Annotated in this window: 1 protein-coding gene; it reads left to right on the top strand. The window is 36.1% G+C overall.

Going from position 1 to position 1,054, the window contains the following annotated elements; genetic code table 11:
• Positions 1-899: IS91 family transposase (locus BM097_RS15980; RefSeq protein WP_177197495.1), on the top strand; the 899-nt coding region annotated here is incomplete at its 5' end.
• Between the last annotated feature and the right edge of the window lie 155 nt (positions 900-1,054).

The raw sequence follows: 1,054 nt of genomic DNA, 5'->3' as shown, positions 1-1,054 counted from the left end.
CCATGTCTTTTAAACTTGTCAGAACCACTCATCGCCATTGCGTTTTCACTATCCCCGAAGAACTTAGACAATTCTTTCTTGATGACAGAGATTTACTAAACTGTCTTTTCTCTTCTGTTCGTTCTGTAGTTTTAGAAATGTTTCATAAAGATAACAAATCTGAATGCTTTACTCCTGGTATGATTTGCGTATTACATACTTTTGGAAGAAGTCTTCAGTGGAACCCTCATATTCACTGCTTAGTAACTGAAGGCGGTGTTGGCAATAACACTGTGTGGCGTCCAAAAAAACATTTTAACTATACATATCTAAGAAATGCCTTTCGAACTGCTCTCCTAAATGAAATGGAAATGAAAATCGGCCCTTCCTTTAAGAAAACAAAGGCATATATCTATAAGCACTGTGCCAATGGCTTTTATGTCTATGCAAAACCTAATCAGTGTGATCCAAAACAAATTGCCAAATACATTGGCAGATATCTAGGCAGACCCGTTATCTCTACAAAGCGAATAGACAGTTATAAAGATGGTATTGTTACCTATCATTACAATCGTCATGAAGATGATAAATTAGTGGTGGTTAAACTTCCTGCCATTGAATTTATGAAACTTATTTCTCAACACATCCCAGAAAAGCACTTTAAACAAATCCGCTACTATGGCATCTATGCTAGAAATAGGGAGCAAGATCAAAAAGTTTTCAAAGCCATACCTAAAGAAAAACATCGTTTTCTTTTGAATAAAACTAAATGGCGCAACTCCATTGCTGCAACATTTGGCTATGACCCAATTCAATGTCCTTGCTGTAAGGAAACAATGACTATACTTGAAATCAAGTATGCTCATCATTCATACACTCTACAGGAACTCTACGAAAGAGCTTGGGCTAAAGCTGGATAGGTTCCTATATCTTTCTCCAAGTGTTAAAATCATTAAAAAGCTTGGAGGTGATTCTTATTAGTAACAACAATCCTGTAGATGAAATAAGAACTAAATATATCCAAAATCCACCTGAAGGAATGACGGCATCTGACATCAAAGCTATGAGCGATGAT

It is taken from the genome of Pseudobutyrivibrio sp. OR37 (assembly GCF_900113655.1).
GTDB lineage: Bacteria > Bacillota > Clostridia > Lachnospirales > Lachnospiraceae > Pseudobutyrivibrio.
The sequence above is the reverse complement of the archived record's forward strand: the minus strand, read 5'-3'. Positions and strand labels throughout refer to the sequence as shown.